The sequence below is a fragment of the Pseudoclavibacter sp. CFCC 11306 genome, assembly GCF_008831235.1.
In the GTDB taxonomy this organism is placed as follows: Bacteria; Actinomycetota; Actinomycetes; order Actinomycetales; family Microbacteriaceae; genus Pseudoclavibacter_A.
Window position 1 is genome coordinate 243,014 of the sequence record NZ_WBKF01000001.1, and the last position, 12,299, is coordinate 255,312.

The following is a 12,299-nucleotide window of genomic DNA, read 5'->3' on the forward strand; positions in this document are numbered from 1 at the left end:
CCAGTGAGCCCGCTGCCCGAGAACCAGCACCAGACCGGCGAGATCGGCGAGCGACGAGGCGACGGAGCCCCCGCCGCATCGGCGCCAGAGATCGAGCCTCGGTTTCGGCGACGGGCGGTGGCACTCGCCTCTGCCGCGGCGATGGGCGGCTTTCTCTTCGGGTTCGACTCTTCGGTGATCAACGGTGCGGTCGACTCGGTCAATCATCACTTCGCTCTCGGAGACGCGCTGACCGGCTTCGTAGTGGCGGTCGCACTGCTCGGCTCGGCCGCAGGGGCGATGTTCGCGGGTGCGCTCGCCGACCGCTGGGGGCGTCTGTGGGTGATGCGCATCGGCGCGATCATGTTCTTCGTCAGCTCGATCGGTGCGGCGTTCACGATAAGCGTGCCCGATCTGATTCTGTGGCGGGTGATGAGCGGCATCGGCGTCGGCATCGCGTCGGTGGTGGCCCCGGCGTACATCGCCGAGATCGCACCACAGCGCATTCGAGGCGGCCTGGGATCGCTGCAGCAGCTGGCGGTCACCCTCGGCATCTTCGCGGCGCTGCTGTCTGACTCGCTGCTGGCGCACGGCGCCGGCGGCGCGGCACAGGGGCTGTGGTTCGGCCTGCCGGCTTGGCGTTGGATGCTGCTCGTCGGAGTGATCCCGGCCGCCGTCTACGGGGTGCTTGCGCTGCTGCTGCCGGAGTCTCCGCGTTATCTGGTGGCTGCCGGGCGCCAGAAGGCCGCGCGCGCGGTGCTGGCGAAGCTGACGCCGAGCCGGGCGCTGGACGGCACGATCGGCGAGCTCGAGACGGCCATTGCGACCGATCGCAGCCAGTCGACTGCGTCACTGCGCGGACCGCAGCTCGGGCTGCAGCCGATCGTGTGGATCGGCATCGTGCTGTCTGCTCTGCAGCAGCTCGTCGGCATCAATGTGATCTTCTACTATTCGACGACGCTCTGGAAGGCGGTCGGATTCACCGAGAGTCATTCGCTCACCATCAGTGTGATCACCTCGGTGACGAACGTGCTGGTGACGATCGTCGCGATCGCTCTCGTCGACCGTGTGGGCCGGCGGCCGATTCTGCTGACCGGATCGGTGGTGATGGCGGTGTCATTGGGGGCCATGGCTTTGGGGTTCTCATTCGCAGAGGATGTGAACGGATCACCCAGCCTGCCTGCGCCCTGGGGCGTCATCGCCCTTGTGGCGGCGAATCTCTTCGTCATCGGCTTCGGCGCTTCGTGGGGGCCGCTGGTGTGGGTGCTGCTGGGCGAGATCTTCCCGAGTCGCATCCGCAGTCGTGCGCTGGGGGTGGCCGCCGCCGCTCAGTGGGTCGCGAACTTCTTCGTGACGGTGACCTTCCCGTCGCTGGGTGCGTGGTCGCTGCCGATGACCTATGCGGTCTATGCGCTGGTTGCGGTGTATTCGTTCTTCTTCGTGCTCAGGCGCATTCCTGAGACGAAGGGCGTCTCGCTGGAGCACACCGAAGCGCTGTTCACGCGGCGATGACTGCCGAGGGGCCGTTCGCCCTGCGGCGAACGGCCCCTCGAACGAGTGATCAGAGCAGACGGATCAGTCGTCTGAGCCGAACACCTTGAACTCCTTGAACAGCTCGCCGATCTCGGTGTCTGCGATGCGCTTCTCGATGGACTTCTGCACGAATGCGGGGCCCGGCACGTCGATGCCGGCACCGTCGGTCAGTCGCACCGCGGCTGCGAGCAGCGCACGCACGTCGTAGGTCGACGCGAACACCTCTGGAACGCCGCGTTCGACGTCGAGGAGCTGGTAGACCGCCTCCATCGCCGTGCGCACAGAGTACTCGGTGGTGAAGATCGTGTCCCGTTCGCGCGATTCGGCGAACTGGCCGATGAACGCGAAGTTGACGGCTCCCTCGGGCACCACGTCCGGCCGATCTCCGGCCTTCCTGGGCATGAAGAACGACGTGACGTAGGGCATCATCACCGGAACGCACTTGGCTGCGTGAGCTGCCAGATCGCGAATCTCGTCGTCGGGAACGCCCAGGTGGTAGAGCCACTCCTGAACGATCTCCTCGCCGGTCGACTCCTCGATGGTCTTGCCGGTGTAGTCGCCGGGCACGTCGCTCAGCAGGGCATAGACCCAGACCACGATCTCGTTCTTCGGCTGATTCTTGAAGTGAGGCTGCCGGTTGACCGTCCAGGACAGCAGCCAGGCAGAGTCTTTCGCGGTCACGATGCCGCCGGTGACGACCCGGCCGCTGAACGGGTCGCGTTTGGCGATGCGTTCGATGTACTTCGGGATGCGCTCGTCGAGGGTGGTCACCGTCGCCGACTCCCACTTGCTCTCGGCGATGTTGCCGGCGAAGACTTCGGGACGGCCGAACGCCGGATCCTGCTCGGCGATGCGACGCCAGAGATCCCAGGCCGGGGCTGGCCCCTCGTTCAGCACCGCTGCCGTGTGGTGGTCGCCCTGACCGGAGTTCTCAGTCAGCGAGCCGATCGTCATGAACACGAGATCGTCATCGGTGAGGTCGACGCCGCCGGGCTCGCCACCGCGCACCCAGTCGATCCTGCGGGCCCGCTTGCGGTCGCCTTCGGTCGAGAAGTGCACGTTGACGACTTCGGTGTCGTACTGGAAGACGACGCCCTGTTCGCGCAGCCACTTGACGAGCGGCAGCACCAGCGACTCGTACTGGTTGTACTTGGTGAACTTGAGGGCCGAGAAATCCGGCAGACCGCCGATATGGTGCACGAAGCGATGCAGGTACAGCTTGAACTCGAGGGCGGAGTGCCACTCTTCGAAGGCGAACATGGTGCGCCAGTAGAGCCAGAAATTGCTGTCGAAGAACTCCTGAGAGAGCACCTCGTTGATCCGCTTGCCCTCCATGTCTGCGCGTGTGGCGAGAAAGACCTTGGTGAGCTCTTTCTGCGCCTTCGCGCTGAGGGTGAACTTTCCGTCTGTGTGGGCGTCCTCTCCACGATTCACCGTGGCACGCTGCAGAGAGTAGTTCGGGTCGTCTTTGTTCAGCCAGTAGAACTCGTCGAGCACGCTGGCGTCCTCGATCTCGAGTGAGGGGATCGAACGGAAGAGATCCCACAGCACCTCGAAGTGGTCCTCCATCTCGCGGCCGCCGCGGATGACGAATCCCTTCTCTGGCTCCTTGATGCCGTCCAGAGCGCCGCCGGGAAGCGCGAGCTCTTCGAGCACCGTGATCTGTGCGCCGGGAACCTGTCCGTCGCGCACCAGGAATGCGGCCGTAGACAGACCGGCCAGCCCGCTGCCGACGATCCAGGCCCGCTTGTCGTCTGCGCCTTTCGGCTTCCTCGGGCGAGCGAACGCCTCGTAGTTTCCGTTGCTGTAGTACATATAGCCTCTTTCTCCGAGTTAAGAATGAGTGTACTCATTTCTTTGTGTTCGACCAGTCCTGGACACAAGCCGTCGCAATTGCCCGGCATGCAGCGCGTGCTCGTCCGGGCGGCGGTAGAATCTGCCGTATGACGGCACGCTCGAAGCACCCGGTGCACATCAGTCCCAGCATCCTCAACGCAGACCTGGGCGATCTGAAAGGCACGCTGCAGCAGATCGCCACGGCTGACACTGCGCACATCGACGTGATGGACAACCACTTCGTGCCGAACCTCACCTTCGGCGCACCCGTGGTGAAGTACATCCAGCAGTACTCGCCGATTCCGCTCGACGTGCATCTGATGATCGATGACCCCGACCGGTGGGCGCCGTCCTACGCCGAACTGGGCGCATACGCGGTCACGTTTCACCTCGAAGCCGCGACCTCGCCTCTGAGCGTGGCACGCACGCTGCGGTCGCTCGGTGCCCAGGCCGGCATCGCGCTGAAGCCGGCCACACCGGTCGAGACGATCATCGACCTGCTCGAATACTTCGACCGGGTGCTCGTGATGACCGTCGAACCGGGATTCGGCGGGCAGTCGTACATCGAGGCGGGCACGACGAGAAAGCTGCAGATGCTTCGCGAACGCGCCGATCGGCAGGGACTCGACGATCTGGTGCTGCAGGTCGACGGGGGAGTCAACGCGCATACGGGCGCCATCGCGGTGTCTGCCGGTGCGGATTCGCTGGTTGCGGGTTCGAGCGTCTTCGCCGCGGCGGATGCGCGGGTCGCGATCGCCGAGCTGCGCGCCGCGGCCGAGCTGGCTCGCCGAGGCTGACCGCACGGCCGGTGCTGCTCGCAGCCGGCGAGCGCAGTCCGCGCCGAGCGTGTGCCGGGATGCGCGCCCGACGGATTCACGCGGTAGGCTTGAGCACGATGAAGACGTTTGAAGAGCTGTTCAGCGAACTGACCGAAAAGGCCGCCACCCGCCCTGAGGGGTCGAAGACCGTCGTCGAACTCGACGCGGGCGTGCATGCCATTGGCAAGAAGATCGTCGAAGAGGCCGCCGAAGTGTGGCTCGCCGCCGAGCACGAGACCGATCAGGCGCTCGCGATGGAGGCCAGCCAGCTGATCTACCATCTGCAGGTCATGCTCATCAAGAAGGGCATCAGCCTCGAAGACGTCTACCGCGAACTCTGAGTCAGACGCTCCGACACGAGTCGGGCGGCACCCGGTCGCACCTTCGTCCGGTGTGATCGGATCGCGCCCAGACCTCACTCCCCGATAACCTGATCAGAGGCCTCGGTTCGCCCCGTCTGAGCCTGAGCCTCGTCTCTCGAGAAAGACAGAAAGTGCTGCGTGTAGCGATTCCGAACAAGGGCGTGCTGAGTCAGGCGGCCCTCGACATGCTGAGACAGGCTGGGTATGCGACCCGCCGAGACACCAAAGACCTCTATGTGCTCGACGAGCACAACGGCGTCGAGTTCTTCTACCTGCGTCCCCGTGACATCGCCACCTACGTGGGTGCCGGCGCGCTCGACGTGGGCATCACCGGTCGTGACTTCCTGCTCGACTCCGAGACCGAGGCCACCGAGGTCGACAACCTGCAGTTCGGCCGTTCGAAGTTCCGTCTGGCCGGCCCTGAGGGCAAGTACAGCACCCTCGAAGACATCGATGGTCTTCGGGTCGCCACGAGCTACCCGAAGCTGCTGGCCGACTTCCTCGCCCAGCACGACATCACAGTGAAGCTCGTGCACCTCGACGGAGCCGTCGAGAACGCCATTCGTCTCGGGGTGGCTGATGTCGTCGCAGACGTGGTCGAGACGGGCACGACCCTGCGCTACGCCGGGCTGCACATCTTCGGGCCGATCATTCTGGCGTCGTCTGCGGTGCTCATCGGAGCACCTCAGTCTCTGACGGACGGCCGTCTGATAGACGAAGCACGTGTGCTCAGCGAGCGTCTGCAGGGCGTGCGCGTCGCGCGCGAGTACGTGCTGCTCGACTACGACGTGCCGAAGACCGAGCTCGACGCAGCCATCCGGCTCACCCCGGGGCTCGAGTCGCCGACGGTCTCGCCGCTGGCGCGCGCCGACTGGGTGGCGGTGCGGGCGATGGCTCCGCGTGAGCACATCAACGACGCCGTCGACGAGCTCTACAAGACCGGTGCCCGCGCCATTCTGGTCAGCACCCTGAACACGGCGAGAATCTAGATGACGCTCGCGATCCGGGTCATTCCCTGCCTCGACGTCGCAGACGGCAGAGTCGTCAAAGGCGTCAACTTCAGGAATCTGCGCGACGAGGGCGATCCGGTCGAACTGGCGGCGCGCTACTACCGCGAGGGCGCCGACGAAGTGACCTTCCTCGACGTCACCGCCACGGTCGAGAACCGGGCGACGATGTATGACGTGGTGCAGCGCACCGCCGAGCAGGTGTTCATTCCGCTCACCGTCGGCGGGGGCGTGCGTGGCGTCGACCAGGTCGCTCGACTGCTGGCGTCAGGCGCCGACAAAATCGGCATCAACTCGGCGGCGATCGCCCGTCCCGAGGTGCTCACCGAGATCGCCGACCGATTCGGCGCGCAGGTGACCGTGCTCTCACTCGACATCAAGCGCAGCCCGCGTACCGCATCCGGCTTCGTGGTCACCACGCACGGCGGCCGCACCGAGACCGACGTCGACGCACTCGAGTGGGCTCAGCGCGCCGTCGACCTGGGGGCCGGCGAGCTGCTGGTCAACTCGATCGACGCTGATGGCACTCAGAACGGCTTCGACCTCGACCTGATCGCTCGGCTGCGGGGGCTGGTCGCTGCACCGATCATCGCCTCCGGGGGCGCCGGCACCGTCGCGCACTTCGTGGAGGCCGCCCATGCAGGTGCCGATGCCGTTCTCGCCGCGAGCGTCTTCCACCGGCAGCAGGTCGCCATCCCCGACGTCAAACAGGCTCTGGCCGACGCAGGCTTCGAAGTGCGGGCCGTGCCCGACGCTCATGACGGGCTGGGCACCACCGATTTCTCCGTCACCGAGGCGACGCAGGCCGCAGCAGCGTCTCAGAATCAGGAATGACCATGACCACGCTCGACGACATCCGCTACAACGACCAGGGGCTCGTGCCCGTCGTCGTGCAGCAGTATGACTCCGGCGAGGTGCTCATGATGGCGTGGATGAACGCCGAGACCGTGCGACTCACCATGGCCGAGGGACGCACCGTCTTCTGGTCGCGTTCGCGACAGCAGATCTGGCGCAAGGGCGAGACCAGCGGCCACACTCAGCGCCTCGTCACCCTCGACGCCGACTGCGACGGCGACACCCTGCTCGCACGCGTCGATCAGATCGGCGCGGCCTGCCACACCGGCACGCGAACCTGCTTCACGGGCCGTCGTCTGTGGAGCGAGATCGAGGAGTCATGATGACCACCGCATTCGGATCGGCCGCGACCACTCGTGAGCGGTTCCGCGAACTCGCCCAGAGCCATGCGATCGTCCCGGTGGTGCGTCGCGTCCTGGGCGACTCTGAGACCCCGATGGGCGTCTACCGCAAGATCGCCGACTCGCGCCCGGGCACGTTCCTGCTGGAGTCGGCCGACAGTGCCGGCGAGTGGGGCCGGTTCTCGTTCGTCGGCGCGTCGTCCTATGGCACGCTGACGACGGATGCCGCCGGACGCCCGTGCTGGAATGACGAGTCCCTGAGCGCCGAGCGTGCATTCGGCGGCGACACGCCGGAGCGTGCGTTCGACGCGATTCAGACCATCGTGCGCCGCTGGCGCACCGCGCCGGTGCCCGGAGTTCCACCGCTGACCAGTGGCCTGGTCGGATTCGTCGCCTGGGACGCCATCCGCGAACTCGAGCACATCGAGCGACGCAACCCGCCCGAGACGAACGCCCCGGTGGTGAGCCTGTCGTTCGTGCGCGATCTGGTCGCGATCGACCATCGCTACGGCACGATCTGGTTGGTGCACAACGCGCTGGTAGACGCTGACAGCGATCTTGACGCACTGTGGCAGGAGTCGCAGGATGCGCTGGGCTCGCTGGTCGCAGAGCTCGCCGAGCCCACGCCGGCTACAATCGATGACGTGGACTTCGACGTCGAGCCGCAGGCCGCCCACCGCACCGACAGAGGCGACTTCCTCGCCGCTGTGGAACAGTCCAAGCAGCACATCGTCGCAGGCGACATCTTCCAGGTGGTCATCAGCCAGCGCTTCGACCTCGAGACGCAGGCGGACCCGCTCGACGTGTATCGGGTGCTGCGCACGCTGAACCCCAGCCCGTACATGTATCTGCAGACGCACCGCGGCACCGACGGAGAGCTGCTGCATGTGGTCGGTTCGTCGCCCGAGGCGCTCGTGAAGGTGACCGACGGGGCCGTCGTCTCGCATCCGATCGCCGGCTCGCGGCCCCGCGGCACGACCCCGGAGCGCGACGCTCACCTGGCCGACGAACTGCTGGCCGATGAGAAAGAGCGCTCGGAACATCTCATGCTCGTCGACCTTGCGCGCAACGATCTGCTCAAAGTCTGCGAGCCGCACAGCGTGCGGGTCAGCGAGTTCATGATCATCGAGCGGTTCAGCCACATCATGCACATCAGCTCGTCGGTCGAGGGCGTCACCCGCGCAGGCGTCGACGCCGTTGACGTGCTGGCAGCCACCTTTCCGGCCGGCACGCTCAGCGGTGCTCCCAAACCGAGGGCGCTTGAGATCATCGAAGACCTCGAGCCCGTCGGGCGCGGCGTCTACGGGGGAGTGGTCGGATACTTCGACTTCGCCGGCAACGCCGATCTGGCCATCGCCATCCGCACCGCTGTGCTGAGCGGCGGCCGAGCCACGGTGCAGGCCGGCGCCGGCATCGTCGCTGACTCGGTGCCTGAGAGCGAGTACCAGGAGTCGCGCAACAAGGCGGCCGCTCCGCTTCGGGCTGTGGCCATCGCATCCACCGTGCGACCCGCCGCCGATCGACGCGAGCGAACGGGTCGGGCATGAGTGAGCATCCCGCAGCGGCCACGGCGAAGCAGCCGACCCGATCGCGGGCAAGCGGCCGGGGCGGAGTCGTCGTCATCGGGCTGGCTCTGGCCGGGGTGCTGACCCTGTCCGCATCACAGCCATGGCTGGACTGGTCGGTGGGGTCGGCCCACGGAGCCGTGCACGTCACCGGGCAGCAGGCCGTCGGAGCGGTGCAGGCCTACGGCCTCACAGCCCTGGCTGTGACGGCTGTGATGGGGCTCAGCGGCGTCGTGCTCACGCGGGTGCTCGCGGTGATCGAGGGCGTGCTCGGAGCGGTCACGATCTGGTCGGTGCAGACCGTGTGGAGGGATCCGCTGGCCGTCAGCCTGAACCAGCTGGCCGAGGCGACCGGTGTCTCCGGCCCTCGCACACTGGCGACTTTGGTGGGCGAGCCGACGTCGACCGGCTGGGTCTGGGTGGCGCTGGCCGCAGCAGCGCTGATCGTGGTGCATGCGGTGTGGGTCTTCGTCGTCGCCGGACGCTGGAAGCGCACCGTGCGTCGTTTTCAGAAGCCGACCGCAGCGTCGGTCTCAGGCCCGAGCCCGGTGGATGCGGCCGAGTCGGCCCAGACCTGGGACGCCTTCTCCGTGGGAATCGACCCGACCGAGAACGACGACGACCTCGACGACGGGGCTGGCGACCGAGCGCGCAGGCGCAACGGCGGCCCGGACGATCCGGGTACACTTGAACAGAATCCGAGACCTCGAGGAGAGCAATGAGCGAGATCAGCGAAGAAATCATCAATCCCGGCCACGGCAACTCGCCGGCCGCATGGACGGCGGTGATCATCGTGCTGGCGGCTTTCATCATCGGCACCATCGCGTTCGTGGCCGGTCATCCGGTGGGCGTGCTCGTCGCTGCGATCGTCGCTGCCGTGGGTGTGATCGTCGGCGTCGTGCTCTCGAAGGCAGGGTTCGGTGCGCACAGCCCGAGGTATGCGCACAAGTCGCACTGACCGATGACCATTCTCGACAGCCTGTATGAGGCTGCGCTGGGCGATGCCGCAGTGCGCGAGGCGCAGACGCCGCTCGCAGAGGTGCAGTCGCTGGCTGCGGCGCAGCCGCCCGCACGAGACGGCTATGCGGCGCTGACCAGAAGCGATCACATCCACGTGATCGCCGAGGTGAAGCGTGCCAGCCCCTCGCGCGGCGATCTCGCCGACATCCCCGATCCGGCGCTGCTCGCCGAGACCTACGCCGCCAACGGGGCCTCGGTCATCTCTGTGCTCACCGAGCGCACGCGTTTCAAAGGGTCGCTCGACGACCTGCGCGCGGTGCGTCAGCGCGTTCGCGTGCCGGTGCTGCGCAAAGACTTCATCGCCACTGAGTACCAGATCGTCGAGGCGCGCGCCGCCGGCGCAGACCTGGTGCTGCTCATCGTCGCCGGTCTCTCAGAGAGCCGGCTGCGCACTCTGCGCGAACTGGCCGAGTCATTGGGCATGCACGCACTGGTCGAGACGCACAATGACGACGAGGTGCGGGCAGCCGTGGCCAGCGGTGCACGCATCATCGGAGTCAACGCGCGTGACCTCAAAGACTTCGCCGAAGATCCGTCGCGGTTCTCCGCCCTCGCCGCACAGATTCCCGACGACGTCGTGAAGGTCGCCGAATCTGCGGTGCGCACCGCAGAAGACGTGCGCGACTATCGCGCCGCCGGCGCAGACGCCGTGCTGGTGGGCCAGGCCTTGGTCACGGGAGACCCGGCAAAGCTGCTGCCGCAGTTCACCGGGGTCTGAAGTCGATTCGACCGAGTCGGCCGCACATCCCGACCAGGTCGCAGGCAGGCGATCGACCGATCAGCCTCCGCCGGCACCTCGCTCGTGCGGCCGGCCCGGCCGAACAAATTCTTGTGGCACTCCTGCACACAGAGGACAATCTGTGTGGGTGAACGAACAGTGTGGAAGGAACGCATGACGAAGCTCAGCGAGACGACAGGGCCGTACTTCGGCGCCTTTGGCGGCAGGTTCGTGCCCGAGCCGCTCATCACCGCACTCGACGAGCTCGATCGCACCTGGCATGAGGCCCAGGCCGACCCTGAGTTCCAGGCCGAGATCGAACGGCTCGCCCGTGACTACACCGGTCGGCCGTCGCTGCTCACCTTCGCCCCGCGGCTCAGCGAGCTCGCCGGGGGCGCGAAGATCTGGCTCAAACGCGAAGACCTCAACCACACCGGCGCGCACAAGATCAACAACGTGCTCGGGCAGGCGCTGCTCGCCAAACGCATGGGCAAGACACGGCTGATCGCCGAGACTGGGGCTGGCCAGCATGGTGTCGCCACGGCGACCGCTGCGGCGGTGTTCGGCTTCGAATGCCAGATCTACATGGGCGAGGTCGACATCGAGCGCCAGGCGCTCAACGTCGCTCGCATGGAGCTGCTGGGAGCCGAGGTGGTGCCTGCACGCACCGGTTCGCGCACGCTGAAAGACGCCATCAACGAGGGGCTGCGCGACTGGGTCGCCAACCTCGACACGACGCACTATCTGATGGGAACCGTCGCCGGGCCACATCCCTTCCCCGAGATCGTGCGCGATCTGCAGAAGGTCATCGGCGACGAGGCACGCGAGCAGCTGTCAGAGAAGATCGGTCGGCTGCCCGACGAAGTCATCGCCTGCGTCGGCGGCGGCTCGAATGCCATGGGCATCTTCAACGCGTTCCTCGACGACCCCGAAGTGGCACTGCTCGGCATCGAAGCCGGCGGCGAAGGCATCGACACACCTCACCATGCGGCGACGATCGAGCGCGGCCGCTCCGGCACCCTGCACGGTGCCAAGAGCTATCTGCTGCAAGACGACGACGGCCAGACCATCGAGAGCCATTCGATCTCTGCCGGCCTCGACTACCCGGGCGTCGGCCCGGAGCACTCATGGCTCTCTGACATCGGACGTGCCCGCTACGAGGCGGTCACCGACGACGAGGCCATGAGCGCCTTCCGCGACCTGTCGCGCACCGAGGGCATCATTCCGGCGATCGAATCCGCACACGCCGTCGCCGGTGCGATCCGTGAGGGCCGCCGGCTCGGACCCGACGCCGTGCTCTTGGTCTCGCTCTCCGGCCGCGGTGACAAAGACATGGAGACCGCGGCACGCTATTTCGGGTACATCACCGACCCCGAGCAGATGGCCGGACCCGGCGAGCAGAGGCCCGCCGACACGAATCAGTCCGCGACCAAGGAGGAACGCCGATGAGCGTCGAACCGCTGCTGCGCACCCGTGCCGAATCCGGTGACGACGGTGCTCATGGCTCCCTGATCGGATACCTTCCGGTCGGCTTCCCCGATTTCGACGCGAGTGTGGACGCCGTGGTCGCAATGGCCGAGCACGGCGTCGACGTGATCGAGCTGGGCGTGCCGTACTCAGATCCCGTCATGGACGGCCCGGTCATCCAGGCGGCCACCGGTGCGGCGCTTGAGCGCGGCTTCCGCGTCTCGGACGTCTTTCGTGCGATCGAGGCGATCCGCCGTCGTGTCGACGTGCCCGTGCTGGTCATGTCGTACTGGAATCTCGTTCTGCAGCACGGCGTCGAAGAGTACGCCCGAGACCTGCAGCAGGCGGGCGGCGCCGGGCTCATCACTCCCGACCTGGTGCCCGACGAGGGCGCCGACTGGATCACCGCGGCTGAAGCGCACGATCTCGACCACGTCTTTCTCGCTGCTCCGACGTCGTCGGACGAACGACTGCGGCTGATCTCCGACACCTCGCGCGGCTTCGTCTACGTGGTGTCGACCATGGGCGTCACCGGCACCCGCACCGAGGTTGACGAGCGCGCCGGCAAGCTCACCGCCCGACTGCGTGCGTTCACCGACCGCCCCCTTGCGGTCGGCCTCGGCATCTCGCGCCCCGATCAGGTCGCCGACGTGCTCGGCTACGCCGACGGCGCCATCGTGGGGTCGGCGTTCGTGCGGGCTCTGCGAGACGGGGGAGCGTCCGCCGTCGCGACGCTCGCCGAGCAGCTCGCTGACGGCAAGACATCCCGAGCGACCGCTTAGACCGCCGCTCGAGCAG

Annotated in this window: 13 protein-coding genes; 12 read left to right on the plus strand and 1 reads right to left on the minus strand. The window is 66.7% G+C overall.

From position 1 onward, the window contains the following. Positions 1-141 precede the first annotated feature (141 nt). Entirely contained in the window at positions 142-1,491 is a 1,350-nt protein-coding gene (locus tag F8O09_RS01065) for a sugar porter family MFS transporter (RefSeq protein WP_158054405.1), read from the plus strand. A gap of 63 nt (positions 1,492-1,554) precedes the next feature. Here the strand turns inward: F8O09_RS01065 and F8O09_RS01070 are convergent, their stop codons facing one another. Continuing rightward, positions 1,555-3,327 carry an oleate hydratase gene (locus F8O09_RS01070; RefSeq protein ID WP_158053648.1) on the minus strand — a complete coding sequence of 591 codons (1,773 nt, stop codon included), beginning with the start codon at positions 3,325-3,327 and terminating at the stop codon, positions 1,555-1,557. Between the two features lie 128 nt (positions 3,328-3,455). Here F8O09_RS01070 and rpe point away from each other — a divergent pair, with 128 nt between their 5' ends. From rpe to trpA, 11 genes are all read left to right on the plus strand, one after another. After that, entirely contained in the window at positions 3,456-4,145 is a 690-nt protein-coding gene (rpe, locus tag F8O09_RS01075) for a ribulose-phosphate 3-epimerase (RefSeq protein ID WP_158053649.1), read from the plus strand. Between the two features lie 98 nt (positions 4,146-4,243). Continuing rightward, entirely contained in the window at positions 4,244-4,507 is a 264-nt protein-coding gene (locus tag F8O09_RS01080; protein WP_158031560.1) for a phosphoribosyl-ATP diphosphatase, read from the plus strand. 152 nt (positions 4,508-4,659) lie between these two features. Continuing rightward, entirely contained in the window at positions 4,660-5,517 is an 858-nt protein-coding gene (hisG, locus tag F8O09_RS01085) for an ATP phosphoribosyltransferase (protein WP_158031559.1), read from the plus strand. Then, positions 5,518-6,369: an imidazole glycerol phosphate synthase subunit HisF gene (gene hisF / locus F8O09_RS01090; RefSeq protein WP_158031558.1), complete on the plus strand. Its 852-nt coding sequence runs from the start codon at positions 5,518-5,520 to the stop codon at positions 6,367-6,369. After that, positions 6,366-6,713, plus strand: a complete 348-nt coding sequence (gene hisI / locus F8O09_RS01095; RefSeq protein ID WP_158053650.1) for a phosphoribosyl-AMP cyclohydrolase — start codon at positions 6,366-6,368, stop codon at positions 6,711-6,713. The genes hisF and hisI overlap by 4 nt, the downstream gene beginning before the upstream one ends. After that, positions 6,713-8,278, plus strand: coding sequence for a chorismate-binding protein (locus tag F8O09_RS01100; protein WP_318655738.1), 1,566 nt, complete (start codon positions 6,713-6,715; stop codon positions 8,276-8,278). Before hisI ends, F8O09_RS01100 begins: the two co-directional genes overlap by 1 nt. Beyond that, complete coding sequence (locus F8O09_RS01105; RefSeq protein WP_158053652.1) at positions 8,275-9,018, plus strand: Trp biosynthesis-associated membrane protein; 744 nt, start codon at positions 8,275-8,277, stop codon at positions 9,016-9,018. The genes F8O09_RS01100 and F8O09_RS01105 overlap by 4 nt, the downstream gene beginning before the upstream one ends. Positions 9,019-9,023: 5 nt before the next feature. Then, positions 9,024-9,254, plus strand: coding sequence for a DUF6704 family protein (locus F8O09_RS01110; RefSeq protein ID WP_412973462.1), 231 nt, complete (start codon positions 9,024-9,026; stop codon positions 9,252-9,254). A gap of 9 nt (positions 9,255-9,263) precedes the next feature. Next, positions 9,264-10,034, plus strand: a complete 771-nt coding sequence (gene trpC / locus F8O09_RS01115; RefSeq protein WP_412973579.1) for an indole-3-glycerol phosphate synthase TrpC — start codon at positions 9,264-9,266, stop codon at positions 10,032-10,034. A 174-nt stretch (positions 10,035-10,208) separates the two neighbouring features. Further along, the gene (trpB, locus tag F8O09_RS01120) at positions 10,209-11,483 is read left to right on the plus strand and encodes a tryptophan synthase subunit beta (RefSeq protein WP_158031552.1); all 1,275 of its coding nucleotides are present in this window, start codon (positions 10,209-10,211) and stop codon (positions 11,481-11,483) included. Further along, on the plus strand, positions 11,480-12,283 hold the full coding sequence (gene trpA / locus F8O09_RS01125; RefSeq protein ID WP_158031551.1) for a tryptophan synthase subunit alpha: 804 nt from the start codon (positions 11,480-11,482) through the stop codon (positions 12,281-12,283). Before trpB ends, trpA begins: the two co-directional genes overlap by 4 nt. Positions 12,284-12,299 lie beyond the last annotated feature (16 nt).

Coding starts and splice junctions, on each gene's coding strand:
- F8O09_RS01065 (WP_158054405.1), top strand. CDS start 142: ATGGGCGGCTTTCTCTTCGGGTTCGACTCTTCGGTGATCAACGGTGCG.
- F8O09_RS01070 (WP_158053648.1), bottom strand. CDS start 3,327: ATGTACTACAGCAACGGAAACTACGAGGCGTTCGCTCGCCCGAGGAAG.
- rpe (WP_158053649.1), top strand. CDS start 3,456: ATGACGGCACGCTCGAAGCACCCGGTGCACATCAGTCCCAGCATCCTC.
- F8O09_RS01080 (WP_158031560.1), top strand. CDS start 4,244: ATGAAGACGTTTGAAGAGCTGTTCAGCGAACTGACCGAAAAGGCCGCC.
- hisF (WP_158031558.1), top strand. CDS start 5,518: ATGACGCTCGCGATCCGGGTCATTCCCTGCCTCGACGTCGCAGACGGC.
- hisI (WP_158053650.1), top strand. CDS start 6,366: ATGACCATGACCACGCTCGACGACATCCGCTACAACGACCAGGGGCTC.
- F8O09_RS01100 (WP_318655738.1), top strand. CDS start 6,713: ATGACCACCGCATTCGGATCGGCCGCGACCACTCGTGAGCGGTTCCGC.
- F8O09_RS01105 (WP_158053652.1), top strand. CDS start 8,275: ATGAGTGAGCATCCCGCAGCGGCCACGGCGAAGCAGCCGACCCGATCG.
- trpB (WP_158031552.1), top strand. CDS start 10,209: ATGACGAAGCTCAGCGAGACGACAGGGCCGTACTTCGGCGCCTTTGGC.
- trpA (WP_158031551.1), top strand. CDS start 11,480: ATGAGCGTCGAACCGCTGCTGCGCACCCGTGCCGAATCCGGTGACGAC.